At 60.1% G+C, this 26,991-nt stretch carries 21 protein-coding genes, 1 pseudogene and 1 other annotated feature; all 22 genes and pseudogenes read left to right on the forward strand.

The features are described from left to right. The first annotated feature begins 255 nt into the window (after window positions 1–255). The 22 genes and pseudogenes from cysE to rpoB all read left to right on the forward strand — a co-directional run bounded on the left by cysE (window position 256) and on the right by rpoB (window position 26,914). The gene (gene cysE, locus H7C18_RS28785; RefSeq protein ID WP_185132576.1) at window positions 256–984 is read left to right on the forward strand and encodes a serine O-acetyltransferase; all 729 of its coding nucleotides are present in this window, start codon (window positions 256–258) and stop codon (window positions 982–984) included. A gap of 25 nt (window positions 985–1,009) precedes the next feature. Then, on the forward strand, window positions 1,010–2,413 hold the full coding sequence (gene cysS, locus H7C18_RS28790; RefSeq protein ID WP_185132577.1) for a cysteine--tRNA ligase: 1,404 nt from the start codon (window positions 1,010–1,012) through the stop codon (window positions 2,411–2,413). Next, window positions 2,410–2,841, forward strand: a complete 432-nt coding sequence (locus H7C18_RS28795) for a Mini-ribonuclease 3 (RefSeq protein ID WP_185132643.1) — start codon at window positions 2,410–2,412, stop codon at window positions 2,839–2,841. Before cysS ends, H7C18_RS28795 begins: the two co-directional genes overlap by 4 nt. A gap of 225 nt (window positions 2,842–3,066) precedes the next feature. Beyond that, window positions 3,067–3,855: pseudogene (rlmB, locus tag H7C18_RS28800) on the forward strand (23S rRNA (guanosine(2251)-2'-O)-methyltransferase RlmB); the annotation flags it as partial. Beyond that, window positions 3,842–4,369, forward strand: a complete 528-nt coding sequence (locus H7C18_RS28805) for an NYN domain-containing protein (protein WP_185132579.1) — start codon at window positions 3,842–3,844, stop codon at window positions 4,367–4,369. The pseudogene rlmB and the gene H7C18_RS28805, both read left to right, overlap by 14 nt. 165 nt (window positions 4,370–4,534) lie before the next feature. Next, on the forward strand, window positions 4,535–5,185 hold the full coding sequence (sigH, locus tag H7C18_RS28810; protein ID WP_185132580.1) for an RNA polymerase sporulation sigma factor SigH: 651 nt from the start codon (window positions 4,535–4,537) through the stop codon (window positions 5,183–5,185). 453 nt (window positions 5,186–5,638) lie between these two features. Next, window positions 5,639–5,788, forward strand: coding sequence for a 50S ribosomal protein L33 (rpmG, locus tag H7C18_RS28815; protein ID WP_185132581.1), 150 nt, complete (start codon window positions 5,639–5,641; stop codon window positions 5,786–5,788). A gap of 18 nt (window positions 5,789–5,806) precedes the next feature. Continuing rightward, window positions 5,807–6,016 (forward strand): preprotein translocase subunit SecE, encoded by a 210-nt coding sequence (gene secE, locus H7C18_RS28820; RefSeq protein WP_185132582.1) that lies wholly within the window; start codon window positions 5,807–5,809, stop codon window positions 6,014–6,016. A gap of 26 nt (window positions 6,017–6,042) precedes the next feature. Further along, window positions 6,043–6,576: a transcription termination/antitermination protein NusG gene (gene nusG, locus H7C18_RS28825; RefSeq protein ID WP_185132583.1), complete on the forward strand. Its 534-nt coding sequence runs from the start codon at window positions 6,043–6,045 to the stop codon at window positions 6,574–6,576. Window positions 6,577–6,654: 78 nt separating this feature from the next. Continuing rightward, complete coding sequence (gene rplK / locus H7C18_RS28830; protein ID WP_185132584.1) at window positions 6,655–7,080, forward strand: 50S ribosomal protein L11; 426 nt, start codon at window positions 6,655–6,657, stop codon at window positions 7,078–7,080. 133 nt (window positions 7,081–7,213) lie between these two features. Beyond that, on the forward strand, window positions 7,214–7,909 hold the full coding sequence (gene rplA / locus H7C18_RS28835) for a 50S ribosomal protein L1 (protein WP_185132585.1): 696 nt from the start codon (window positions 7,214–7,216) through the stop codon (window positions 7,907–7,909). A gap of 51 nt (window positions 7,910–7,960) precedes the next feature. Next, window positions 7,961–8,120 (forward strand) — a sequence feature (ribosomal protein L10 leader region). Between the two features lie 52 nt (window positions 8,121–8,172). Then, the gene (gene rplJ, locus H7C18_RS28840; RefSeq protein WP_185132586.1) at window positions 8,173–8,676 is read left to right on the forward strand and encodes a 50S ribosomal protein L10; all 504 of its coding nucleotides are present in this window, start codon (window positions 8,173–8,175) and stop codon (window positions 8,674–8,676) included. Window positions 8,677–8,751: 75 nt separating this feature from the next. Continuing rightward, the gene (rplL, locus tag H7C18_RS28845) at window positions 8,752–9,117 is read left to right on the forward strand and encodes a 50S ribosomal protein L7/L12 (RefSeq protein WP_185132587.1); all 366 of its coding nucleotides are present in this window, start codon (window positions 8,752–8,754) and stop codon (window positions 9,115–9,117) included. Between the two features lie 154 nt (window positions 9,118–9,271). Beyond that, window positions 9,272–9,880, forward strand: a complete 609-nt coding sequence (locus H7C18_RS28850) for a class I SAM-dependent methyltransferase (RefSeq protein ID WP_185132588.1) — start codon at window positions 9,272–9,274, stop codon at window positions 9,878–9,880. A 364-nt stretch (window positions 9,881–10,244) separates the two neighbouring features. Beyond that, window positions 10,245–13,250: a fibronectin type III domain-containing protein gene (locus H7C18_RS28855; RefSeq protein ID WP_185132589.1), complete on the forward strand. Its 3,006-nt coding sequence runs from the start codon at window positions 10,245–10,247 to the stop codon at window positions 13,248–13,250. Between the two features lie 394 nt (window positions 13,251–13,644). Beyond that, window positions 13,645–14,508: an ABC transporter permease gene (locus H7C18_RS28860; RefSeq protein WP_238358044.1), complete on the forward strand. Its 864-nt coding sequence runs from the start codon at window positions 13,645–13,647 to the stop codon at window positions 14,506–14,508. After that, on the forward strand, window positions 14,508–15,377 hold the full coding sequence (locus H7C18_RS28865; RefSeq protein WP_185132590.1) for a carbohydrate ABC transporter permease: 870 nt from the start codon (window positions 14,508–14,510) through the stop codon (window positions 15,375–15,377). The genes H7C18_RS28860 and H7C18_RS28865 overlap by 1 nt, the downstream gene beginning before the upstream one ends. A 60-nt stretch (window positions 15,378–15,437) precedes the next feature. Then, complete coding sequence (locus H7C18_RS28870) at window positions 15,438–16,991, forward strand: extracellular solute-binding protein (protein WP_185132591.1); 1,554 nt, start codon at window positions 15,438–15,440, stop codon at window positions 16,989–16,991. Between the two features lie 145 nt (window positions 16,992–17,136). After that, window positions 17,137–19,416, forward strand: coding sequence for a helix-turn-helix domain-containing protein (locus H7C18_RS28875; RefSeq protein ID WP_185132592.1), 2,280 nt, complete (start codon window positions 17,137–17,139; stop codon window positions 19,414–19,416). Between the two features lie 31 nt (window positions 19,417–19,447). After that, the gene (locus H7C18_RS28880; RefSeq protein ID WP_185132593.1) at window positions 19,448–21,508 is read left to right on the forward strand and encodes a glycoside hydrolase family 65; all 2,061 of its coding nucleotides are present in this window, start codon (window positions 19,448–19,450) and stop codon (window positions 21,506–21,508) included. Window positions 21,509–21,537: 29 nt separating this feature from the next. After that, entirely contained in the window at window positions 21,538–22,683 is a 1,146-nt protein-coding gene (locus H7C18_RS28885) for an oligogalacturonate lyase family protein (RefSeq protein ID WP_185132594.1), read from the forward strand. A gap of 685 nt (window positions 22,684–23,368) precedes the next feature. Beyond that, window positions 23,369–26,914, forward strand: a complete 3,546-nt coding sequence (gene rpoB / locus H7C18_RS28890; protein WP_185132595.1) for a DNA-directed RNA polymerase subunit beta — start codon at window positions 23,369–23,371, stop codon at window positions 26,912–26,914. Window positions 26,915–26,991 lie beyond the last annotated feature (77 nt).

The raw sequence follows: 26,991 nt of genomic DNA on the forward strand, positions 1-26,991 counted from the left end.
CGGCGCCGGATGGTTCCCGTTACGGACCGGATAAGTTGGGCGATCCGCGCCTTCTAGGCAGGCGGAGGATCGGCTCAAGCAGAGTGGGACCGCGTATTCACACGCCTCTGCAGCGACATGCTGCGGAGGCTTTTTTCATACAGCCCGGCGCCCGAGCGCAGGGAGCGATCCGATTCCCGGCGCTCCGAACGGGAAACCGGGCGGGGCGAAGGCGGGAACGGCCCTGAGGGTACGAACATCAAGGGGGAATGGGACATGGGGTTCTGGAGCAGGATCCGCGAGGACATCGGCGCGGTTTTCGAGAACGATCCGGCGGCCCGGAGCCGGTTCGAGGTCATCTTCACGTATTCCGGGCTGCATGCCATCTGGGCGCACCGGCTGGCGCACGGCATGTACCGCCGCCGTTGGTTTACCGCCGCCCGCATCGTTTCCCAGATCAGCCGGTTCATGACCGGCATCGAGATTCACCCTGGGGCGAAGATCGGCCGCAAGCTGTTCATCGACCACGGCATGGGCGTCGTCATCGGCGAGACTTGCGAGATCGGCGACGAGGTCGTCATCTATCAAGGCGTGACGCTCGGCGGCACCGGCAAGGAGAAAGGCAAGCGCCACCCGACGATCGGCAACCGCGTCGTGATCGCGTCCGGCGCCAAGGTGCTCGGTTCGTTCAAAGTTGGCGATAATTCCAATATCGGGGCCAACTCGGTCGTGCTGAAGCCCGTTCCCGCGGAAAGCACCGTCGTCGGCATTCCGGGGCGGGTCGTCAAACGCAACGGCGAGCGGGTCGGCGACCGGCTCGATCATACGAACCTGCCCGACCCGCTCATCGAGTCGTTCCGCTACATGCAGAAGGAGATCGACCGGCTCCGGGCCGAGGTCGAGGAGCTGAAGCGCGAGGCCGAGGAACGGGCGGAAGCCGATGCCGGACGCAGAGCCGCACGGTTGGAACGGGAGACGGTGGGCGCCTGCCCGCGAGACCAGTAAATTTTTTTCAAAGGAGCTTTGCCAAGTGACCCTGACGATCTATAACAGCCTCACCCGGGAAAAAGAAACGTTCGTGCCGCTCCATCCGGAGCGCGTAAATATGTACGTATGCGGTCCGACCGTGTACGACTATATCCATATCGGGAACGCGCGGCCCGCCATCTTCTTCGACGTCGTGCGCCGGTACCTGGAGCTCATCGGCTATGAAGTGAACTACGTCGTGAACTTTACGGACGTGGACGACAAGATGATCCGCCGCGCCGAGCAGCTCGGAATTACGGTGCCGGAGCTGGCGGAGCGCTTCATCGCCGGCTTCAACGAAGACCGCGAAGGGCTCGCCGTCCGCCCGGCCACGATCAATCCCCGGGTGACCGAGAACATTCCGGAGATCGTGGCGTTCATCGCCGATCTGGTGGCCAAGGGCTTCGCTTACGAGAGCGGCGGCGACGTCTATTACCGCACGTCCGCTTTTCCGGAATACGGCAAGCTTTCCCATAAAAATCTGGACGAACTGCAGTACGGCATCCGGGTCGAAGTGGACAGCCGCAAGGAAAGCCCGCAGGATTTCGTCCTCTGGAAGGCGGCGAAGCCGGGCGAGATCCATTGGCCGAGTCCATGGGGCGAAGGGCGCCCCGGCTGGCACATCGAGTGCTCCGCGATGGCGCTTCGGTACGCGGGGGAGACGCTGGACATCCACGGCGGCGGCCACGATCTGCAGTTCCCGCACCACGAATGCGAGATCGCGCAGTCCGAGGCGATGACCGGGAAGCCGCTGGCGCGCTATTGGATGCATAACGGCTTCGTCAACATCAACAATGAGAAGATGTCCAAGTCGCTCGGCAACGTCGTCAACCCGCGGGAGCTGCTCAAGGCGACCAGCGCGCAGGCGCTCCGCTATGTCATGCTCACGACGCATTACCGCAGTCCGCTCAACTTCAGCGAGGAGGTCATCCGGCAGGCGGAGAACAGCGTGCTGCGGCTGACGAACAGCCGCGACAACGCCAAGCACCGACTGACCGCCGTCGATCCGGCGGCCCCGGCCGGGCCCGATCCGGAGATCGCGGAGAAGCTGGAGAAGCTTCGGGCCGAGTTCCGGGCGAAAATGGACGACGACTTCAATACGGCCGACGCCGTCACCGTCTGGTATCAGCTCGTGTCCGAGACGAACGCGTATCTGCAGAGAGAGACGACGGAAGCGTCCACCTTGAAGGAGATTCTCGGATTGATCGAGGAATTCGATTCCGTGCTGGGGCTGCTTCCTCCGGAGGAGGAGCTGCAGGACGCCGAGATTGACGCTCTGATCGCGGAGCGGACGGAAGCGCGCAAGAGCCGCAACTTCGCGCGGGCCGACGAGATTCGGGATTTGCTGGCGGAGAAGGGCATCCTGCTCGAAGACACGCAGCAGGGCATCCGTTGGCGGCGCAAATGACGGAGCTTAACCAAGCCGTCATTGCGCCCTTGCTGCCCGACCGCGTTCCGGCGAGCCAGCTGAGCCCGATCGTGCTCGCCTACATCGGCGACGCGGTGTTCGAGGTGTACGTGCGCCAGCATCTGATCGCGTCGGCGGCCCGCAAGCCGCACGAGCTGCACCGCGCCGCGACCCGCTACGTGTCGGCGGCGGCGCAGGCGAAGCTGCTGCAGCGGTGGATGCCGCTGCTGACCGAGGAAGAGGCGGATATCGCCCGCAGGGGCCGCAACAGCAAGTCGGGGCAGGCGCCGAAGAACGCCGATCCGGTCGATTATCGCCACGCCACCGGGCTGGAAAGCCTGGTTGGCTATCTATATTACCGCGGAGAGCGGGACAGACTCGAACAGCTGATCGCCCTGGCCTTCTCGGAAGAGCCGGCGGCGGAGTGAGAAAGGAAGATTCGAATGAACCATCGTAACCGCCCCCGCCCTTCGCGGCATTCCTCCGCATCGGCGGAAGGAGGAGACGACCGCCGTCGCGGCGGCGCCGGGACGGGACGCAGAGCTCCTGCGTCCGACCGGCCCGCGCCTTACCGGCAGGACAAGAAATTATCCGTCCGTTCGGCCGATCCGGAGCTCGCGGCCGAGACGGACGAGTCCGCCGCCGAATCCGGCGAGCAGTATCTTGCGGGCAAGCACCCGGTGCTGGAAGCGCTCAGAGCCGGACGAGCCCTCAACAAGATCTGGCTGTCCAACCAGGCCCAGCGCTCGCTGGTCCAGCCGATCGTCGACGAAGCGAAGAGCCGGAGCGTCGTCGTCCAGTTCGCCGACAAGAAGAAGCTCGATTTGCTGGTACCCGGCCTGCAGCATCAAGGAGTCGTCGCCCAGGCCGCCGCAGTCTCTTACGCCGAGGTGGAAGACCTGCTGGCCCGGGCGGCGGAGCGGGGAGAAGCGCCGCTCCTGATCCTGCTCGACGAAGTGGAGGACCCGCACAACCTCGGCTCCATTCTGCGCACGGCGGATTGCACCGGGGCGCACGGGATCGTCGTGCCCAAGCGGCGCAGCGCCAGCCTGACCGCGGTCGTCGCCAAGACGTCGGCCGGCGCCGTCGAGTACGTGCCGGTCGCGCGGGTGGCGAACCTGGCCCAGACGATCGACAAGCTGAAGGAAGCGGGCGTGTGGATCGCCGGCGCGGACGCGGCGGCGGACGCCGATGCGTACCGGGCGAACCTGACCGGACCGCTCGCGATCGTCATCGGCAGCGAGGGGAGCGGCATCTCCCGTCTCGTGCGCGAGAAATGCGACTTTCTCGTCTCCCTGCCGATGTTCGGGAAGATCAACTCGCTGAACGCCTCCGTCGCCGCCGGCGTCCTTCTGTACGAAGCGGTCCGCCAGCGCCGGGAGCGGCAAGCCGGGGAAAGCGCCGGTCTCGCGGTTCCAGGAGACGGGCATGCTTCGCCGTGAAGACGTCCTGATCGTCGACGGCTATAACATGATCGGGGCTTGGCCCGAGCTGGAGAAGCTGAAGCAGGAACGGCTGGAAGACGCGCGGGATCGGCTGCTCGACCTGATGGCCAACTACCAGAGCTACGCCGGAGTGACCGTCTACGTCGTCTTCGACGCCTTCCGGGTGCCCGGGCTCGGCGCCGCCTACAAGCAGAACCGGCTTCGCATCGTGTTCACCCGGGAGAAGGAGACGGCCGACGAGTGCATCGAGCGGCTGGTCGGGGAGATGACGTCGGTCAAACGGAATGTGTACGTGGCCACGTCCGACCAGACCGAGCAGCGCGTCGCCTTCGGCCGGGGCGCGCTCCGCCTGTCGGCGCGGGAGCTGCGGCTGGCCGTCGAGGAGAGCCGGCGGGAGATCGACCGGACCATTCGCCGGGAGCCCCCGCCCAAGCGGAACCCGCTGGGCGGGAACCTCTCCGCCGACATTCAGTCGAAGCTGGAACGGATGCGGAGAGGGCAGCGGGACTGACGGCCGGATGGGGAGTTAAACCAGTTTTTCCAGAGGTCGAATCCCCGGAATCCGCGTCAAATCAAGTCGAATCGGTTGACGCTGTAAGTTTCATCAAGTATATTGGTAGTAGTTTGGTAGTTTCCGAACGGGAACCGCACGTTTCGAAGGTCGGAGGGATGATTCGTGAGCGTTGACGTAAACGAATTGGCAGCACACGAATATGACTTCAAGACCGACGAGGACATCGTGGAAGCCGTCCGGCTTGGAGATTCCGAAGCGCTGGAGTACTTGATCAACAAGTACCGGAACTTCGTCCGCGCGAAGGCGCGCTCCTATTTCCTGATCGGAGCGGAGCGGGAAGACATCGTGCAGGAAGGCATGATCGGCCTTTATAAGTCGATCCGCGACTTCAAAGGCGACAAGCTGGCTTCGTTCAAGGCGTTCGCCGAGCTCTGCGTCACCCGCCAGATCATTACGGCGATCAAGACCGCCACCCGCCAGAAGCATATTCCCCTCAACTCTTACGTGTCGCTGGACAAGCCCATTTACGACGAAGATTCCGACCGCACTCTTCTAGACGTCATCTGCGGCTCCCGCGTTTGCGATCCGGAAGAGATGATCATCAACCAGGAAGAGTTTTTCGGCCTGGAAGACAAAATGTCGGAGATTCTAAGCGACCTGGAACGCAAAGTGTTGATGCTCTATTTGGACGGCCGTTCCTACCAGGAGATCGCGGTCGATCTCGAGCGACACGTCAAGTCCATCGACAACGCGCTGCAGCGCGTCAAGCGCAAGCTGGAGCGTTACCTGGAAGTGCGGGACGTCGGCAGCTGAGCGCAGTCGGTATCGTTTTTCCCATAAGATCGAACAACGGGCAGTCTCCTATGCGAGCTGCTTTTTTGATTGCGCGGAGGGCGCGCTTTTCTAAGAGACTCGCGGGACGTTCGGGTTAAAGTCGCCCAATCTGGTGAATACTGGTTGATAGGCTCTGAGGCCAGGAAAGCCGATAACCCCATCCCCCGTCGAGGCCGGACGAATTCGACTCCCCGGCTCCCGCGCGCCGTTCTTGCTGCCGCGGCGATGCCGGCAAGACGCGTCCGCAAGCTTTTCGTTGACATCGCATAGGCCCTGTGATAAATTATTTTAGTAACCTTAAGGTGGAGTTTTATGCACAGGCCCTGGATCCCAAGCGAAACGCCAGGTTTCGTTGCCGTGAAGCGGCGAAGCGGCTGTTTGCGCTTGGATTCAATTTGTTTATGAAGTTGGCAAGCCCGGGAGGTGGAACACATGCGGGTAATCATTACGCTCGCTTGCACGAGCTGCAAGCAACGGAACTACACGACGACCAAGAACAAACGGACTCACTCCGATCGGATCGAGCTGAAGAAGTTCTGCAAGTTCTGCAACGCGCATCTTCCTCATCGTGAAACTCGGTAAGTCGTAGGAGGTTTGGACGTGACTTTCCTTGCCAAAATGAAACAGAGCTTTGGGTCTTTTTTCTCGTTCTTTGGCGACAGCTGGAGCGAGCTGAAGAAGGTCCGTTGGCCTAAGCGGAAAGAGTTGACCAGCTATACGATCGTCGTTATCGTAACCGTGCTGCTGGTGACTATCTACTTCTGGGTGCTGGACATCGTCATTTCGCGGCTCGTCGATCTCGTCATTTGATGCGGGAACCTAAAGGTGGCATTTCGATGGAGAAAAGATGGTATGTCGTTCATACGTACTCCGGGTACGAGAACAAGGTAAAGACGAACCTGGAGAAACGCGTGGAATCGATGGGAATGCAGGACAAGATTTTTCGCGTGCTCGTTCCGATGGAAGAAGAGATCGTGAACAAGGACGGCAAGAAGAAGTCGGTGATGCGCAAGGTATATCCCGGCTATGTTCTTGTGGAGATGATCCAGACCGACGATTCCTGGTACGTGGTTCGCAACACGCCCGGCGTAACCGGGTTTGTCGGATCCACGGGCTCCGGATCGAAGCCGACGGCGCTTCTGCCCGAGGAAGTGGAGCAGATTCTGCGCCACATGGGCATGGAGGAGCCGAAGCCGGTCATCGACTTCGAGCTGAAGGAGAACGTCCGCGTCAAAGTCGGGCCTTTCGCCAACTTTGTCGGTTCGGTCGAGGAGATCCTGCACGACAAGAGCAAGCTCAAAGTGCACGTCAACATGTTCGGTAGGGAAACCCCGCTTGAGTTGGATTATACCCAAGTGGAGAAGATATAATATCCGGTTTCTGGCAAGAGCGGGAGGAGCGCGTCGCGCATCCGTCTAACCGCATTATGGGGCAAGGAGGTGTGCATCATGGCCAAAAAAGTCATCAAATTGGTGAAGCTTCAAGTTCCTGCCGGCAAAGCAAACCCGGCGCCGCCGATCGGTCCTGCACTCGGTCAAGCGGGCGTGAACATCATGGCTTTCTGTAAGGAATTCAACGCGCGTACGGCCGACCAAGCCGGTCTGATCATTCCGGTCGTCATCACCGTATTCGAGGACCGTTCCTTCACGTTCGAGACGAAGACTCCCCCGGCTGCCGTTCTGCTGCGCGTAGCGGCTGGCATCCCGAAGGGTTCCGGCGAACCGAACAAGAAGAAAGTCGCTACCGTCAAACGGGCCAAAGTCCGCGAGATCGCCGAGCAAAAGCTGGTCGACCTGAACGCGGCATCCGTCGAAGCGGCTATGCGCATGATCGAAGGCACCGCCCGCAGCATGGGCGTCGTCATCGAAGACTGATTCCGGGCGGGATTCGGTCCCGCAACCGGGTGCTCCGGACAACCGGTCCGGCGCATGTGGGAGGAAATCCATGCCGCTCCTCGCACGGGAGCGCGGATTGAAACCGTTAAAACCACACAAGGAGGAGAACAACATGGCTAAGCACGGCAAGAAGTACGCGGAAGCTGCCAAGCTGATCGACCGCGACGCGACGTACGAGTCGCTCGAAGCGATTGAGCTGGTCAAGAAAGCCGCAACGGCCAAGTTCGACGAGTCCGTCGAAGTTGCCGTCCGTCTCGGCGTCGATTCGAGAAAGCAAGACCAGAACGTTCGCGGCGTCGTCGTCCTGCCTCACGGCACGGGCAAGACCAAGCGCGTTCTCGTATTCGCCAAGGGCGACAAGCTCAAGGAAGCGGAAGCCGCAGGCGCGGATTACGTCGGCGATGCGGACCTGATCAACAAAATCCAACAAGGCTGGTTCGAGTTCGACGTGTGCGTCGCGACTCCGGACATGATGAGCGAAGTTGGTAAGCTCGGCCGTATTCTCGGCGGTAAAGGCTTGATGCCGAACCCGAAGGCCGGCACCGTAACGAACGACGTTACGAAAGCCGTGCAAGAGATCAAGGCCGGTAAGATCGAATACCGTCTGGACAAAGCCGGACAAATTCATGCCCCGATCGGCAAGGTATCGTTCGATGCCGAGAAGCTGAACGAGAACCTCAAGGCGCTGATCGACGCGCTGAACCGCGCGAAGCCGGCTGCCGCCAAAGGCGTGTACCTGAAGAACATCTCGATCTCTTCGACGATGGGACCGGGCGCACGGCTCAACGTAGCCGCCTACCGTCAATAAGACGCGGGCCAAACTACGGTTGACAGCCTAAGGGCGATCGTGGTAAGCTCACAAAGTTGAATATCGATACCGTAGACCGTAGGTGCCGAGAGGCTTAATTTCCTACCGAGGTGTGTGGATAGAGGGAAGGCCGATTCCGTCAGGATGAGCGCCGGAACGATAAGACACGTCATGCCTCCGCAGCGTCTGCGGAGGCATTTTTGATGCCGCGGACGCTGCGAACATTCAGATACGGTTGGATCATGAACCAGGAGGTGTACGAAATGGCAAATGCGAAAATCATTGCGGCCAAGCAGCAGGAAGTGGAAGAGATCGCAACGAAGCTGCGCGAGAGCGCAAGCTCCGTCGTGACCGACTACCGCGGCCTGAACGTGGCGCAAGTGACCGAGCTGCGGAAGTCGCTCCGCGAGGCCGGCGTCGAATTCCAAGTTCTGAAGAATTCGCTCGTCAGCCGTGCGGCTGCAAGCGCCGAGCTGTCCGATCTGGACGCCGTTCTGACCGGACCTACCGCCGTGGCGTTCAGCAAGAACGACGCCGTTGCCGCCGCGAAGATCCTGAACGACTTCGCGAAGAAGAACGACGCGCTTAAGCTGAAAGGCGGCATCGTCGAAGGACGTTTCGTCGACAGCGAGCAAGTGAAGGCGCTGGCCAACCTGCCGTCCCGCGAAGGCCTGCTGTCCATGCTGCTCAGCGTGCTGCAAGCGCCGGTGCGCAACTTCGCGCTCGCGGTCAAAGCGGTCGCCGAGAAGAACGAAGCCAGCGCGTAAGACATGCGGAATGCCGCGCATCATGCGGCTCAAGCAAGACCTATAACAACTACCAAACATTGGAGGTACTATTCCATGAGCAAAGAGCAAATTTTGGAAGCCATTAAGGGCATGAGCGTTCTGGAACTGAACGATCTCGTCAAAGCAATCGAAGAAGAATTCGGCGTTACCGCAGCAGCTCCGGTTGCTGTTGTCGCTGGCGGCGGCGGCGCTGCCGAAGCTGCCGAACAAACCGAGTTCGACGTCATTCTTGCTGAAGCCGGCGCTTCCAAGATCAACGTTATCAAGGTTGTTCGCGAAATTACGGGTCTCGGCCTGAAAGAAGCGAAAGACGTCGTCGACAACGCTCCGAAGCCGATCAAAGAGAAAGTGGCTAAGGAAGAAGCAGAAGCGCTCAAGGCTAAGCTCGAAGAAGCCGGCGCTAAAGTCGAAGTTAAGTAATCGAACCTCCGCATAACATACAAACCCCTTGAAGAATCACGATTCTTCGAGGGGTTTGTTAAATTCCGGAGTCCCGGCAAAGCACCTGAGCAAGTTTCGAAGCGTCGGCCCTATTTTTCGGGGTTATCTCATGAAGGCAAGGAGGACGGACCCGATGAGCGAACATTACTATACCTCGAAACCGCAAACGGCCAGCGATCGGCGATCGTTCGCGGTCGAACTGAGAGGCAGCCGCTTCAAGCTGGTATCCGATGCCGGCGTGTTTTCGCGGGACGGGGTGGACTACGGCAGCCGAGTTTTGATCGAACGGATGGAATTCGCGGAGGACGCGAACGTTCTCGATCTCGGATGCGGCTACGGTCCGATCGGACTGGCCGCTGCCCGCCTTGCGCCGCGAGGACATGTCACGATGCTGGACATTAACGAACGAGCCGTCGCTCTGGCCCGCGAGAACGCGGAGGCCAACGGCGTGACCAACGTAGAGGCGCATAGAAGCGATTTGTATGAAGCGGTGGAAGGACGGCGGTTCGACGTCATCCTGTCCAATCCGCCGATTCGCGCCGGGAAAGTGGTCGTTCATCGTATTCTGACCGAAGCGAAGCTACATCTCGTTCCGGGAGGCGCGCTTTGGATCGTCATTCAGAACAAGCAAGGCGCTCCGTCCGCCCGTGCGAAGCTCGAGGAGACGTTCGGAGAGGCAGCCGTCGAAGAGATCGGCAAGGACAAAGGCTACCGAATTTATAAAGCGCAAGCGCCGGACTAAATCGGCGTTGAGCCATAGCGAATTGAGGGGTGTTCCAGGACGGCCAATTCCGTCCGGCGGAACGCCCTTTTTTTTCGTGGGAATCTGAATTCGGGGGCTCCCCCAAAAGTAATCGGAAATCGCTTCGAAGCCTCACGTCACTTTTGGGGGATAAATGAACAAATCCTCCGGGGAATGAACCGATCCGGGAAAGCGATTTGGTTCATGGCGTGAAGAATCGAACGATTGAAGCGGCTGCAGCGGCGCCGTACGATGGGCATGGCAGCAACCTAACGAAAGAAAGGAGGCCAATGTTGTAAGCGGTTACGGTCGAGACGGAGGGATGACGGGCAGGCGGAACGATTTTCAATGAGGAGGTTTGACCATGAAAAGATGGTTTGCGCTTCTGCAGGGCGCGCTGATCGGCTTATCCTTGATTCAACCGCTGCCTTCGGCGAAAGCGGCTTATGACAAGCTGCCCGCATTTCCGGGGGCGGAAGGCTTCGGCTATGCGGCGACGGGAGGCCGCGGCGGCGAAGTGTACCATGTGACCAGCTACGAGCTCACCGGACCGGGCACATTCTACGATGCGCTCATGACCGCCGGGACGACGCCGCGTACGATCGTGTTCGATATTTCGGGCGAAATCACGATTCCCCAGATCATTGTCCGGAACAAATCGAACCTTACGATCGCGGGGCAGACGGCACCGGGCGACGGGGTGACGATCCGGGGCAACAATATCCGATTCATCGAGTGCAGCGATATCGTCATTCGCTATATGCGCTTCCGCTTGGGCGTTCAAATCTTTCAAGACGATTCGATGTATTTCGAGGACAGCCAGAACGTCATTGTCGACCATTCCTCCTTCTCCTGGGGAACGGATGAAGTGCTGTCCATCAAGAGCAAGGATTACGACCATCCGAAGTCCAAAAACATTACCGTGCAGTGGTCCATCATCTCGGAAGGCCTGCTGACTCACTCGATGGGCGGATTGGTCGAGATGAACACGATCACGATGCATCACAATCTGTATGCGCACAATAACGACCGCAATCCGAAGACGAAGGGGGTGATGGACTTCGTCAACAACGTCGTTTACAACTGGGGCCAGTTCCCTTACGTAGCCGGCGGCGAATCCGGCACGAAGGGTTATGGCAACGTAGTGGGCAATTATTTTATCGCGGGCATCAATTCGGAGAATCCTGAATACGCCGTGGTTCGCGGGAATGAAAACTACCATTTGTTCCTGGACGACAACCGGATCGATAGCAATAAAAACGGGAAGTTGGACGGGAAAGATTCGGGCAGCGGCATGATGGAAGCCGAAAGACCGAGCGCCCTCGTTCCGGAGCGCTTCGAATACCCGCCGGTCCATACGGAGGAGCCGGAGACCGCTTATGAGCACGTTTTGGGCTACGCCGGAGATTCGCTCGTCCGGGATGCGGTGGACAAGCGGGTGACGGACGGCGTCCGCAGCCAGACCGGAGCCATCATCGGCGACGAGGACGATGTCGGCGGATTCCCGGCGCTCAAGCGGGAAGCGGCTGCCGCCGATACGGATCGGGACGGGATGCCCGACGTCTGGGAGCTGGCGCAGGGGCTGGATCCGAACGATCCGGAGGATCGGAACGGAGACCGGAACCGGGACGGCTATACGAACCTGGAGGATTACTTGAACGAGCTGGCGGCCCCGGGATATCCCGACGGTTATCCGTTGACGCCTCCGGATTGGTCCGGCACGCCGTTCGAACCGCCGGTCGTCTCCGTACCGGAACCCGAGACGGAGCCGGTGCCGCCCATGAACGGGGAGACGGTTCGGAGCGCCGTCGTCCATGACGACAGCGCGAACGGCGCCGTCAACGCCGCGGCTTGGTCGGTCCAAGAGAATCTGGAGCCCGGCGATTTCGTGGCGGGGGACCGAATGACCGGGAACAAGACGTACAAGTTCGCGTCCGTTCCGGACGAAGTCCAAGGAGCGGAGTGGATTCGGACGGCCGTAGGGTCGAGAAGCGCCGCGAGCGAAGATCTGCTGTCCTTCTACTTGGCCGCGGACGCCGACGTGTATGTCGCCCACGATTCGAGAATCGCGACGAAGCCGCAATGGCTGGCGAGCGCATACGAGGACACGGGGCTCGCCGTCGCGGACGATCAACCTGTTCAGTATGAGCTTTACAAGAAGCACTATCCGGCAGGCTCCCGAGTCGTCATGGGTCCGAACGGCGGCACTTCCCAAATGAACTATTTCGTTGTCGTCAAGCCGACGGCCGCGGATACGCCAGCCCCGGCTTCCTCTCCTTCGGAGCTAGCGGGAACGCTATCGGACGGGCCCTCGATATCGCTGCAATGGTCACCCGTTGACGATGCGGCAGCTTACTTGATCTATCGTTCTTCCACCCTGGACCCGAACGATAAAGTCGTTGGCAGCTCTACGACAGCCACGTATGCGGACACGGCCGTCGAGATGGGGGCGGTTTATCGGTACAAAGTGTCTGCCGCAAGCGCCGGCGGCGAATCCTCGTTATCCGATTCCATAGAGGTGCCGGCGTACGATCCTTCGCTGCCGGCTCCTTCCGCGCCGTCGGATCTTACGGTTGCGGCGGCGAGAAGTCTCTCCGTCGATCTGGCCTGGACGCCGGAGGATGATGCGGTCGGCTACGGCATTTACCGTTCGTCCGAACCGGAAGGCTCTTTCGAACGAATCGGCTACGCGCGAACGGCATCTTACACCGACAAGACGGTGAACCCCTCCACCACGTACTTCTATCGGGTGACGGCGACAGCGGATGGCGGTGAATCCGAGCCTTCCGCCATCGTAACGGCAACGACCAAACAGCCGGTCGTCCTGCCGCAAGCGCCGGAAGGACTGTCCGCCGCAAGCGCGACGGCGTCCGCGTTCGAACTGAAGTGGCGGGAATCGGACGGTGCCGAAAGCTACAACCTTTATCGGAAAGGGAACGAAGAGGACGGCTATACCCTGATCGCAAATACCGCGGAAACCGGTTATACCGACGACAGCGTGAGCGCGGGTCAGACCGGATACGCCTACCGAGTCGCCGCGGTCAACGAGAAGGGCGAGTCGGAACCGTCCGACGACCTGTTTGTAGCCATGCCTTTGCCCGAGAAACCGGACCGTCTGATCGCCGGACTGACGGGCGAGACGTTCGTCGGATTGATCTGGACCTCGCACGGCGGAGTAACGCAATACAACATCTACCGTTCTACCCCGGGCAAGCCGGCCGAGCTGGCTGGCACCGCGAAAGTCGATACGTTCTACGACCGCTCCGCCGAACCCGGAACCCATTATCTCTACTACGTCAAAGCGCAGAACGCATCCGGCGAATCGATCAAATCGAATGACGTCTCCGTTTGGACGACCGGGGGAGAGTAATAAGAATCATTCCGATGCAAGCGCGCAAGAAAGTGCAAGACCGTCCCAAAAGAAGCTCCCCTAGCAGGGAGCTTCTTTTCGCGCATAGGGCAATCAACCGTTTCTCCATTCGACCAACCGATTCTCCGGCACGTCTCCATGCAAAATTTTTCTCCCGACGAGCCGTATGATCCGAAGCCCTCCGTAAAGTTCATGGGCGAGCTCCGAGGCAACCTTCCCTTTCTGAAGCGATTAAAGAATCTGCTCATTCCGTGGCGAATTGATCGATTGTTGACGTTCGGATCCTGCGGGTATGATGACGGTACGTCTTCGACGAATAAGCGGAAGGGAGGATAAGCGAATCGGAACCCGCAAACGGAAAGGGCGTTACCTGGAGAACGTCCGCAAGCACTGGATGCTGTACGTTATGGTTTTGCCCGGCATTCTGTATTACATCGTGTTCAAGTACGTTCCGCTCACGGGAAGCGTCATCGCGCTTCAGGACTTCAAAATTTTAAAGGGCATTGGCGGCAGCCCCTGGGTCGGACTGGACAATTTCCGGTACATCTTTTCTTACCACGATTTCTACCTGGTCCTGCGGAATACGGCGGTCATCGCGTTTTACAAGCTGATCTTCGGATTTCCCGCCCCGATCGTGCTGGCCTTGCTGTTCAACGAGATCCGGCTGATGGCGGCCAAACGGTTGGCGCAAAGCCTGTTTTACCTTCCGCACTTTCTGTCCTGGGTCGTCGTCGGCGGCATCGTGTTCGAGCTCTTGTCGAACCAAGGGATCGTCAACGTCATTCGCGGCTGGTTCGGGTACGAGCCGGTGCTGTTCATGCAGACGGAAAGATACTTTCGAACGATCGTCGTGCTGTCGGGCATCTGGAAAGGAGTCGGCTGGGGAACGATCATCTATCTGGCCGCGATCGCGGGGGTCAATCCGAACTTGTACGAAGCCGCGGTGGTCGACGGCGCGAACCGGTTCAAGCAGACGATTCACATTACGCTGCCGACCATGCTGCCGACGATCGTGGTGCTGTTCCTGCTCGATATCGGCAATTTCCTCGAACTCGGGTTCGACCAGATCTTTAACCTGCTGACGCCGATGACGTATTCGGTCGGGGACATCATCGAGACTTACGTATACCGGGCCGGGGTGCTGCAGGGGCAGTACAGCGTCACGACGGCGATCGGACTGTTCCAGTCGGTCATCGGGTTTGCCCTGCTATGGGCGTTCAACCGGCTGGCGAGAAAAACGGAACAGGGGTTGTGGTAATGAAACCGTCCTATGGGGAAAAAGCGTTTCAGGCGTTCAACTACGCATTTATGCTGGCGGCTTCCGCGACGATGCTGTTCCCGCTGCTGCAGATGCTGGCCGTGTCCTTCAGCTCGCCGGAAGCCGCCGACTCGAAGAAGGTTTTCCTGCTGCCGGTCGAATTTACGATGGGGACATGGGATCACGTGATTCGCAGCCAAGCGCTGTGGGGGTCGTTCGGCGTCACCATCTTCATTACGGTAGTCGGCACGTTCCTCAGTGTGCTATTCTCTCTGCTGATGGCCTATCCGCTGTCGCGCAAGGAACTTCTGATCCGCAAGCCGATCATGTTCGGCATCGTCGTCACGATGATTTTCAACGCGCCGATGATCCCGTACTTCCTGACGGTGCGCGAGCTCGGACTGATGAACACGATCTGGGTTCTCATCATCCCGAGTCTGATCGGGACGTTCAACATGATCGTCATCCGGACGTTCCTGATGGGCATCCCGCCGGAGCTGGACGATTCCGCCCGCATCGACGGCTGCAACGATTTCGGCATCCTGTTCCGCATCTACCTGCCGCTCTCCAAGCCGGTCATCGCGACCGTCAGCTTGTTCTATGCGGTCGGCTATTGGAACACGTTCACGCAAGCGGTGCTGTTCGTCCACGACCAGACGAAATGGCCGCTGCAGATGCGGCTGCGCGCCTATTTGCAATCCCCGGAAGAGCTGGCGAGCGTCAATCTGTTTCTCGGAGACTATGATTTCAATACGACGACGCTGAAGGCGGCGACGATTCTGTTCGCGACCATTCCGATCGTCCTGGTGTACCCTTTTCTGCAAAAGTATTTCGTCAAAGGCTCGCTGCTCGGATCTCTCAAAGGCTAAGCCGACAACCGATCAATCAGCCTTCGGCTGACGATAACGGTTGCGGGAGGAGGATTATGGATGAGGATCTCATTACGGAAAAAACCGGCCGCCGCCGCGGTGCTGGCAGCCGCGCTGACGGCTACGGTCCTGACCGGCTGCAGCGGCGGAAAGAACGAGGCCGCTTCGTCTTCGTCCGCGTCGAGCGCCGGAGAAGGCTATGCGACGGTAAAAGTATTCAAGAGCCCGCTGGGGGTCGGCACCATCCCCGACGAGAGCAATGCGCACGTCCAATACGTCGCGCAGAAGACGGGCGTCGTCTATCAACTGATGACCACGCCCCCGGGTTCGGACGCGGTGGAGTACCTGAATACGCTGATCGCTTCCAACGAGCTTCCCGATATTCTTCGTCCGCTCGGCGGCGTCGAGCAGACGCTTATTACGCAAGGCGGGGCGCTCGCGCTGGACGACCTGCTTCCGAAGTACGCGCCGAACGTCTGGAAGAACATTCCCCAGGAGGCGTGGGACGTCGTGCGTTCCGCTTCGCCGGACGGCAAAATTTATTACGTGCCGAAAGTGTTCCTCGTGCCCGAGCGCGCGCCGATGATCCGCAAGGATTGGCTCGACAAGCTCGGTCTTACGATGCCGAAGACGACGGAGGACTACAAGAACGTGCTGCGGGCGTTCCGCGACAAGGACCCGAACGGCAACGGCAAGAAGGACGAGCTGCCGACGACCGGCCGCGAATACGGGAAGTGGATGGACCATCTGTTCGCGATGTTCGGCGTCGCCATGTGGGAGGGCAATCCGGAGTGGGATCTCTACGACGGCAAGATCCAATACGCGGGCGTCACGGAAAACATGCGGGCCGCCATCGCCTACATTCGCGACTTGTACAAAGAGAAGCTATTGGATAACGAGACGTTCTTGAACAAGGGAGAAGTGTGGACCGCCAAAATCAACAACAATCTGGTCGGCAGCTGGTACCACCTGCCCGCCAACCTGCCGGACCGCTTCACCGCGATCAAGAAGAGCGCGCCCGACGCCTACGTCGTCGGCATGCCGCTTCCGAAGGCCGAAGGCTTCGACGGCTTCGTCACGCAGAAGAGCATGGGCGAGCCGGAATGGATCATTCCGAAGAAGGCAGAGGCGAAGGCTCCCGACTCGCTTAAGCTGCTGGATTTCTTCTACGACAAGGCCAACGACGACTTCATCCGCTACGGAATCGAAGGCTTGCAGCATGAAGTGGCGAACGGCAAGAAGGTGCTGCTTCCGGCCGACGAGAACCGCCCGATCGGCCTCGGCATGCGCAACTTGACGACCGAGGAGGACATGCAGGTCCGGATCGAGCAGACGATGCCCGAGGACATGCAGCAGATGGTCAAGGACATCTTCAAGGTCAGCACCGCCGATGCGCGGCGAATTGCCGGAGACGGCCTGCCGAACACGGTGTACGAGGGCTATCCGGACATCCAGTCGCACAAGCTGTTCCAGGAATATTTGACCAAGATCGTCATCGGCGAGTGGCCGATCGAGAAGTTCGACGAGTTCGTCGATCGCTGGAACAAGGCAGGCGGCGCCGAAGTGACGAAGCGGGTCCAGGAATGGTACGCCAAGGTGAGCGAGAAGAAATAAGGGCGGCAGGAGCGCCGGCAAGAAGATAGGCGATCGGGAAGATGGGACGGGAGCGGAACGGCGATCCGGGACGCGCGGCCGATTTCTGAAAACGGATTCAATGTATAATGAGGAGGAACATGCCAGAAGGTGGGGAAGATCCGAAATGACACGTTGGATCCAGGAAAGGCTCAAGCTCAGTTTGGCCCATACGCAAGCCCGTCTCGCGCTGGTGCTCACCGTTTCCGTTTTTCTGATCATTCTGGCCGTCAGCATGACTTCATACTATACGTCCAAGTCGGTCCTGCAGGAAGAGCTGAGCGTGCCGCAGCATCAGATGCTGCAGCTTCATAAGAACGCCATCGAAGAGGCGATTCGCGAGATCGACCAGGTTGCCGTTCAGATCGCCATCAACTCCAATATTTACAAGTTCCTGACCGGGCCCGAGCAGAACTCCTACGCGAACGTCTCGGCCATCTATCAGATGCTGTCGACAAGGGTCGCCAATTCGCCTTATATCAAGAGCATCTACGTCTACGACATCGCAAGGGGAAGCTTCGTGTCCATCCCGCAGGGATATAGCTCCAGCAAGCTCACGTTCCCGGATTCCGAGTGGATCGGGGTCGCCGGCGAATTCGGAGACGACGTGACTCTCATCAAGAAAAGAGAGGTTCCCGAAGGAACGGGCAACAAAGGCTCGGAATTGACGCTGTTCCGCAAAATTTTGATCCAGGGCCGATTCAAAGGCATGATCGCCGTCAATCTGAAGGAGGAGGAGCTGTTCGGCAAGCTGGACCCGATGGCCTTCTCCAATGTGGACAGCACGCGTTACATCATCGACCGTAACGGCGAAGTGTTGTACTCGGTGTCCAATTACGACTTCGACCAAAAAGCGGCCGGCCAGGTTCTCGCTTCGCTGAGGGAGAACGAACGGGGAGATCTCACTTTCCGCGACCGGAAGCTGCTGGTCAACCAGCTCGAATCTTCGCTGACGGGCTGGCATTACGTCTCGATCGTCTCGCAAGACAGCCTGCTGGCCAAGTCCAAAAAAATCCGCAACGCCACATTGTGGGTGTCCGTAGCGGCGCTCGCCGTCGGCGCGCTGACGATTTTCTACATCAACAAGGCCGCGTTTCGTCCCGTTCGGCGGCTGCGGCGGCTGTTCAACGCCTACGGCGGAAAGCCCAAAGACGCGGAAAGGGCCGATCTGGAGAAGCTGGCCGGCGAGGTGCTGAGCCATCACGCGCACTTGTCCCAGCTCGTCCGGGAGACGCTCCCCGAAGCTGCGTCCAAGTATCTGTTCGACGTCTACTCGGGGCAGATCGCCGGACGAAGGGACATCCGCGAAAAGTGGGGCCGGTTTTTTCCGAATTGGACCGAAGTTCCTTATTACGCCGCGGTGCTGTCGATCGACGATTACGACGCATGGTCCCGGCGCTTCCAGGGAAGCGACCATTCCCTGCTCAAATTCGCGATCGCCAATATTACGGCGGAGCTGTTCGAGCCTTTCTGGCGGATCGTGTGCGCCGACTTCGGCGGCGACCGGACGGCGCTTCTGCTTCAGCCGCGGGATGAAAGGGCGGAGCCGCCCCAGGCCGTGCTCGCCCAAGCGGTCGATACCGTGTCCCGCTTGCTGAAGTTTACCGTCACGGCAGGGGTCAGCATGCCGCGAACCGATGTCGAGCAGATCCGGCAGGCGCTGCTGGAGGCCGAGAACGCGGCGACCTACCGGCTGTACAGAGGTTACGGTCAGGTCGTGCCGTTCCAGGAGATCTCCGGCCATGAGACGCTGGACGCGCGCCCCCGCGAGGCGGAGCTCGAAGAACTCGCGGCCGCGGCGGAGACCGGGGACGAGATGCGCTCGCTGGAGCTTCTGGAGAGATGGATGCAAGGGGTCCGGAACGACTACGGCTACCCGTCCGTAACGCTCGCATTCCTGCATACGGCGCTCGAACGGCTGGACGGCATGGAGACGGATTGCGAGACGGAGCGCGATTCGCCGGAGCGGCTGGATACGCTGACCTTGGACGATATCGAGGCGAAGCTCCGGAAGCGGGCCGCCGATTTGGCCGGCCATTACCGCCGGCAGGCCGAGAGCAAGGATTTCGTCCTGTGCCGACGGATGATCGAATACATGAAGCAGCACTACGGCGAGCCGATCGGCGTTCCGGAGATCGCCGATGCCGCCGGCGTCAGCAGCAGCCTGGCGAGCCAGTTGTTCAAGCAGGAGACGAACGAGACGATTTACAACTACTTGACCCTGCTGCGGATGGAGCGGGCGAGCGAGATGCTGCGCAAGACGGACCGGAAAATTTCGGAGGTCGCGCAGCTGGTCGGTTATCAGCACGAGAACAGCTTCATCCGCAGCTTTCGCAAGTTTAAAGACGTCACGCCCGGCAAATACCGGGACATGATGAAAACCCGGATCGAAGCGACGCTTGAATGACGGCTGCTTCCGTCCGTCCTTGGGAGGAGCTATGGACAGAAAACGTATTGTCGATCGCCATCATCCGGAGCTGGATCGTCCGGACCCGCTCTCGCCGCTGTCGGTCGGGAACGGAGAGTTCGCGTTCACCGCGGATATTACCGGCTTGCAGACGTTTCCGGAGCGCTATGAGGTGCCGCTCGGCACGATGTCGAACTGGGGATGGCATTTCACCGGCGGCCGCGATCGCTTCCGCCCGGAGGACGCCGAGCTTCATTTGTTCGAGACGAACGGTCGCATGGTCGGCTATCCGATGAAGCCGGGCGCCAAAGCCGAGGCGTACCATTGGCTCAGGCAAAATCCGCACCGGCTGCAGCTGGGCCGCGTCTCCTTCCGGTTCCTGGGCCGGGACGGGAAAGAGCTCCGCTTCGAAGACACGGGCGACTACTCGCAGAAGCTCGACTTGTGGACCGGACGGTTAACGAGCCTATTCGTCGTCCGGGGCGTCCCGGTCGAGGTCGAGACGGCTTGCTCGCCGGGCAGCGACGCGATCGGCGTGAAGGTACGGTCCGAATTGATCGCCGAGGGGCGGCTGCAAGCGTTCCTTCGATTCCCGGCTCCGGATATGACGGACAATGCTTGGGACAAGTCCGTTTTTCCCGAATGGGACCGCGACGACCGGCACGGCACGGCGCTCGTCGGGAGCGAAGACAGAGCCGCGGTGCTGGAACGCCGGATGGACGAGGACCGCTACTTCGTCCGCTGGGATTGGAGCGGCGGCCGGCTGGCGCAGACGGGAACGCACGAGTGGACGCTCGTTCCGGACTCTTCCGCGAAGGAGCTGGCTTTTACCGTCGGATTCTCGCCATCGATGCCGCCCGCGCCATCGTCCGCCGGTTCGGCAGGCGAGATCTTCGACGACAGCGCGCGGCATTGGGAATCGTTCTGGACCGGCGGGGCGGCGATCGATTTCGCCGGGAGCTCCGATCCGCGGGCGTTCGAGCTGGAACGGCGGGTCGTGCTGTCGCAATTCCTGTGCGCCCTGCACAGCGGCGGTTCTCTTCCCCCGCAGGAGACCGGGCTGATGTACAACAGCTGGTTCGGCAAAGCGCATCTGGAGATGCATTGGTGGCACGCAGCGCATTTTCCGCTGTGGGGTCGGGCCGCCATTCTCGGGAAGAGCATGGACTGGTACGCACGGATCCTTCCGATCGCCCGGGAGCTCGCCCGATCGCAGGGATACGAGGGGGCGCGCTGGCCGAAGATGGTCGGCCATGACGGCGTACCCTGCCCGTCGCCTGTCGCGCCGGGCCTCATCTGGCAGCAGCCGCATCCGATCGCGATGGCGGAGCTGCTGTACAAGGCCGATCCGACGAGGGCGGCGCTGGAACGGTTCCGCGAGACGGTGTTCGAGTCGGCCGACTTCATGGCGTCGTTCGCCGTATGGAACGAAGAGAAGCGAGCTTACGATCTTGGGCCGCCGCTCATACCGGCCCAGGAATGCCATTCGATGCGGGAGTCGGTCAACCCGCCGTACGAGCTCGAATATTGGAAATACGGGCTGACCGCCGCCGTTCGCTGGGCAGAACGCCTGGGGGCAGAGCCGAACCCGCGCTGGGCGGAGGTCGCCGGCGCGCTCGCCAAGCCGGCCCATCGGGACGGCGTCTATCTTGCGCACGAACGGTGCCCGGACACGTTCGCGGCCAAAAACCGCGACCATCCGTCCATGCTTGGCGCGCTCGGGATTTTGCCGGGAACGCTCGTCGACCCGGACGTCATGCGGAGCACGCTGCTTGCGGTGAAGGATCGGTGGCGGTGGGATACGGCTTGGGGCTGGGACTTTCCGATGTGCGCCATGACGGCGGCCAGGCTGGGCGAGCGCGATCTGGCCGTCGATTTTCTGCTGATGGATCAAGTGAAAAACACGTATCTCGTGAGCGGCCACAATTATCAGCGTCCCGGGCTGACGGCTTATCTACCGGGAAACGGCGGGCTGCTTACGGCAGTGGCGATGATGGCCTGCGGCTGGGAAGGCTCGGAGAGCCGGGACAACCCGGGTTTTCCGCGCGAAGGATGGTCGGTTCGCTGGGACGGGCTGCAGCCGTGGCTGTGAACGAGATGAATTCAAGGAGGGATTGGACGATGGGAAAAGGGAAAGTGTGGCCTTCGGAACGGGAGGCGTACCGCGACCGGCTGACCGATATCGAAGTCGTGCAGCTGACCGATTACAAGGCGCATAGCCATCATCTGTATTTTACCGAGAACGGCTGGCATGACGGGGGCAAACGCGTGCTGTTCGTCTCGGACAGGGAGAACAGCGCGAATTTGTTCAGTCTTCGCGTCGACAGCGGGGAGATGACCCAACTGACGGATTATCCCGGCAACGACGCGCTCGACGCATGCTTGAGCCCGGATGGCCGCATCGCATTCGTCAAGGTCCGGCGAACGCTGATCCGTCTTGACTTGGCCACGCTGGAGGAGACCGAGCTGTTCAGGGCGCCGGACGGCTTCCATATCGGCAACCTGAACTGCACGTCCGACGGCCTGTCGGTCGTCACGTGCCTGCAGGAAGACTTGTCGCACCGCATCCGGCTCGACCTCGGCAACGGCTATGTCGGGCACCGCGAGCTGATGGAGGCCGCTCCGAACAGCCGGATCATCCGCTTGTCCGCGGAAGGCAAGGCGGAGCCGGAGATCGTCTATGAGGCGAACCGTTTCATCACCCATATCAACGCTTCGCCGACCGTTCCCTGGCTCATCACGTTCTGCCACGAAGGACCTTGGCACCTGGTCGACCACCGGATCTGGGGGCTGGATCTGCGCGACGGCCGGGCGTGGAAAATTCGCGAGCGGCTGGAGCCGAAGGAGAAAGTCGGGCACGAATTTTTTTACCCCGACGGCGCAACGGTCGGCTATCACGGTTTTCGGGAGAACGGAACGAACTTCTTCGGCAGCATCCGCTACGACAATACCGGGATGGAGGAGACGGAATTCGGGTTCGACACGTGGCACGGCTTCGCCGACGGGTTCGGTCACGCGGTCGTGGACGGCAAGGGCGCGGTCAAGACGATCTCCGTCTGGCAGCGCGGCGCCGACGGGCGTTACGAAGGGCCATATACGCTGTGCGAATTGCGCTGCAGCTTTCACTCGCAGAAGGTGCACGCCCATCCCCGGTTCGATCCGGAAGGAAAACGGCTGCTTTTCACCAGCGACAAGAACGGCTACGGGAACCTGTATCTCGTCCGGCTTCCCGATGACTTCGCCTCGCTTCCTCCGCTGACGGTGTAGCCTGGGAGAAAGCTGGGGTAGAGCGTATCGCCGCCCTGGATCGAGGGCGAACCCGGACCGGTTAAGGTTCTAATAATGATGGAAGAAGCGGTTCTCTCCGAGCGATGGGGGAGCCGCTTTTTTGCGCCGGGGCCGATCGGGCGAATAGCTGCGATTGCAATCAGAGTAATCGCAAGAGGCGAAGGAACTACGACTCTCAAGGCGGATGGGGAGGTGGTTTTCTATGAAGCCCCGGGACGGGAACGGTCAAATGCTGCCGATAAGAGATACCTTTGAAACGGGAAGCCGAAAACGTTATACTTAAAGAAACATCCCTCCAATTTTTAGCGCAAAAAAGATTTGACTCCCAGATTTCAATATGGTATCATTAAAAAATGTCAGTATTAGAATAGGCTCATTGTCTTTAATCGGCTAAAATGTCAAGACCCAAATTTACGTCGTCAGGAATAAAAATGGTTCCCATGGCGTATAATGGGTTTGTTTTGGGCAAATGACTGGATAACGGGTGCCATTGTGCCGCCTACCGGCGCATAAGGGCTTTTCTTTATTTTCGTTGTCCGGCCGTTTGTCCTGTCATTTGGCCGGGTTACGAGCGCGTACGCCCGCGGAACGGCTGCCTCTGCTACTGCTGGAGAGAGGATCTCGTTCTCGCTTGTGTTGAAGTAGACTGAAGGGGTGAGGTTAATTGGCAGGACATCTTGTTCAGTATGGCCGCCGTACGCGGCGCAGCTACGCCCGCATTAACGAAGTGTTGGAAGTTCCCAACCTGATCGAGATTCAGCAGCAGTCTTACCAGAAGTTCCTGGACGAAGGCCTGCGCGAAATTTTCCAAGATATCTCGCCGATCTCGGACTTTACGGGCAACCTGGTGCTGGAGTTCATCGACTACAGCCTCGGCGAACCGAAGTATTCCGTAGACGAATCGAAGGAACGAGACGTCACCTACGCCGCCCCGCTTCGCGTCAAAGTCCGGCTCCTGAACAAGGAGACGGGGGAAGTCAAGGAGCAGGAAGTGTTCATGGGCGATTTCCCGCTCATGACGGAGACCGGCACTTTCATTATTAACGGCGCCGAACGCGTCATCGTCAGCCAGCTGGTTCGTTCGCCGAGCGTCTACTACAGCACCAAAGTAGACAAGAACGGCAAGAAGACTTTTACCGCGACCGTTATCCCCAACCGCGGCGCATGGCTGGAGTTGGAGACGGACGCGAAAGATATCGTTTATGTACGGATAGACCGGACGCGCAAAATTCCGGTCACGGTTCTGCTTCGCTCTCTCGGATTCGGCACCGATGCCGAAATTCTCGATCTGCTCGGGCATGACGAGTACATTCGGAACACGCTGGAGAAGGACAACACCGACTCCACGGAGAAGGCGCTGATCGAAATTTACGAGCGTCTGCGTCCGGGCGAACCGCCGACGCTGGAGAACGCTAGAAGCCTCCTTATCGCCCGCTTCTTCGATCCGAAGCGCTACGATCTGGCCAACGTCGGCCGCTACAAGATCAACAAGAAGCTTCACATCAAGAATCGCCTGTTCAATCAGCGGCTCGCCGAGACGCTGGTCGATCCTTCGACGGGCGAGATCCTCGCCGAAGCCGGCCAGATGATCGACCGCCGCCTGCTCGACCAGATTCTTCCGATGCTGGAGAAGAACGTCGGGTTCAAGACGTACCGCGTCGCCGGAGGCGTCAACGAGGCGGAAGACATTCCGCTGCAGTGCATCAACGTCTACTCTCCGGACGAAGACGGCAAAGTCGTGAAGATCATCTCCAACGGCAACATCGACAAGTCGGTGAAGCATATTACGCCGGCGGACATCATCGCCGCGATCAACTACTTTATGAACCTGCTGCATGAAATCGGCAGCACGGACGACATCGACCATCTGGGCAACCGCCGCCTTCGTTCCGTCGGCGAGCTGCTGCAGAACCAATTCCGCATCGGCTTGTCGCGGATGGAACGCGTCGTTCGCGAGCGGATGTCGATTCAGGACCAGAACGCGATCACGCCGCAAGCGCTGATCAACATTCGTCCGGTCATCGCCGCGATCAAAGAGTTTTTTGGCTCTTCGCAGCTGTCGCAGTTCATGGACCAGACGAACCCGCTCGCCGAGCTGACGCACAAGCGCCGCCTGTCCGCGCTCGGCCCCGGCGGTCTGACGCGGGAACGCGCGGGCATGGAAGTGCGGGACGTGCATCCTTCGCACTACGGCCGGATGTGTCCGATCGAGACGCCGGAAGGTCCGAACATCGGCCTGATCAACTCGCTCTCGACGTTCGCGCGCATCAACGAGTACGGCTTCATCGAAGCGCCGTACCGCAAGGTCGACCATACGACCGGCCGCGTCACCGAGGAAGTCGTCTATATGACGGCGGACGAAGAAGATAACTACATCATTGCGCAGGCGAATGCCATCCTGACGGAAGACAGCAAGTTCGCCGACGACATGGTCATCGTCCGTTACAACAAGCAGGCCGACAACATTCTGACGATGCCTTCGGACCGGGTCGACTTCATGGACGTCTCGCCGAAGCAGGTCGTGTCCGTGGCCACCGCGATGATTCCGTTCCTCGAGAACGACGACTCGAACCGCGCGCTGATGGGATCGAACATGCAGCGTCAGGCGGTGCCGCTGCTCGTGCCGGACTCGCCGTACGTCGGCACCGGCATGGAGCACAAGTCGGCGAAAGATTCCGGCGTTTGTATCGTATCCAAGTACGACGGAATTATTGAACGGGTGACCGCCAACGAAATTTGGCTTCGCCGCACCGAAGTGATCGACGGCAAGGAAGTCAAAGGCGATCTCGTCAAATACAAGCTGCAAAAATTCATGCGCTCCAACCAAGGGACGTGCATTAACCAGCGTCCGCTTAGCCGCAGGGGCGACATCGTCAAGAAAGGCGACATCCTGGCGGACGGTCCGTCCACCGAGAACGGCGAACTGGCGCTCGGCCGCAACGTCGTCGTCGCGTTCATGACATGGGAAGGCTACAACTACGAGGATGCGATCCTGCTGTCCGAGAAGCTGGTTCGCGAAGACGTCTATACGTCGATCCACATTGAAGAATACGAGTCCGAAGCGCGCGACACGAAGCTCGGACCGGAAGAAATCACGCGCGACATCCCGAACGTCGGGGAAGACGCGCTGCGCAACCTCGACGAGCGCGGCATCATCCGCGTGGGCGCCGAGATCGGCGCCGGCGACATCCTCGTCGGCAAGGTCACGCCGAAGGGCGTCACCGAGCTGACGGCGGAAGAGCGGCTGCTGCACGCGATCTTCGGCGAGAAGGCGCGCGAAGTGCGCGACACGAGCTTGCGCGTGCCTCACGGCACCGACGGCATCGTCGTCGACGTGAAGGTATTCACCCGCGAGAACGGCGACGAGCTGCCGCCGGGCGTCAACCAGCTGGTGCGCGTCTACATCGCGCAGAAGCGGAAGATTTCCGAAGGCGACAAGATGGCCGGACGCCACGGGAACAAAGGGGTCGTGGCCCGCATCCTGCCGGAAGAAGACATGCCGTTCCTGCCGGACGGCACGCCGGTCCAGGTCGTGCTCAACCCGCTCGGCGTTCCGTCGCGGATGAACATCGGCCAGGTGCTCGAAGTGCATCTGGGCATGGCTTGCAAATACCTCGGCATCCGTGCCGCGACGCCGGTATTCGACGGCGCGCACGAGAACGACGTATTCGATACGATGGAAGAAGCCGGCATGCAGCGCAACGGCAAGACGGTTCTGTACGACGGCCGCACGGGCGAACCGTTCGAACGGGAGATTACCGTCGGCGTCATGTACATGATCAAGCTGGCGCACATGGTCGACGACAAGATTCACGCTCGCTCCACCGGCCCGTACTCGCTCGTTACGCAGCAGCCGCTCGGCGGTAAAGCCCAGTTCGGCGGCCAGCGCTTCGGGGAGATGGAAGTGTGGGCGCTTGAAGCTTACGGCGCCGCTTATACGCTGCAAGAGATTTTGACCGTCAAGTCCGACGACGTGGTCGGCCGCGTCAAAACGTACGAGTCGATCGTCAAGGGCGAGAACGTTCCGGAGCCGGGCGTTCCGGAGTCGTTCAAGGTCTTGATCAAGGAACTGCAAAGCCTCGGCATGGATGTCAAGATTCTGGCCGGCGACGAGCAGGAGATCGAGATGAAGGAAATGGACGACGAGGACGACACGACCGGCGACAAGCTGAACTTGAACCTGGAAGGTTCCGAAGTCGGCGCCGACTGACGGCACGAAGGCAACGTTTCCCGAGCGGCTGCGAGCCGCTTCCCGGCTGACCGGCCGCTTCGCGCGGCGGTTATCCG

Origin of the sequence: Cohnella zeiphila (genome assembly GCF_014212055.1) — a bacterium.
In the GTDB taxonomy this organism is placed as follows: Bacteria; Bacillota; Bacilli; order Paenibacillales; family Paenibacillaceae; genus Cohnella; species Cohnella zeiphila.